The 466-nt window shown below is 74.5% G+C and carries 1 protein-coding gene; it reads right to left on the reverse strand.

The features are described from left to right. Positions 1–445, reverse strand: a 445-nt coding sequence (locus HP550_RS03855) for a DUF222 domain-containing protein (RefSeq protein WP_210767637.1), incomplete at its 3' end; no start/stop codon positions are given. Between the last annotated feature and the right edge of the window lie 21 nt (positions 446–466).

Here is a 466-nt window from a genome sequence, read left to right on the forward strand (position 1 = left end):
CGGCCAGCATCGCCAACGCGTCCGCGGAGGCTTGCCCCGGGGAGCGGGTCTGGTCGCCGTACTGGCCCATCGCGTCCAACGCGACCCGCAGGGTTTCCCCGGCGACCCGGTCCAGGCGACCCTTCAAGAACACCCCACCCGGCTGGACGGACATCGAGAAGAACCGCTCCCGACGCTGCACCTCATGCTCGGCCTCCAACGCACCCGGATCCTGTGCGGCGACCCAGCGAGCCAACGCCCGGGCGAAGTCCGGCCGCGACGCGACCCGCGCCATCCCCACCACCTGCTCCTGCGCCTCGACCGTGCGCAGCACCGCCGCCACCTCCGGGGTCGCAGAGCTCGCGACCCGGGCGAGCTCGTCGAGGTGCCCCAACGGCACCGACCCCGCCCGCACCCCGGCCGCGACCGTGCCCATCGAGACCAGGGCGTCGGCCTGCCGCACCACCCGGGACGCCTCACCCAGACC

The sequence above is a fragment of the Cellulomonas humilata genome (genome assembly GCF_013359775.1).
GTDB lineage: Bacteria > Actinomycetota > Actinomycetes > Actinomycetales > Cellulomonadaceae > Cellulomonas > Cellulomonas humilata.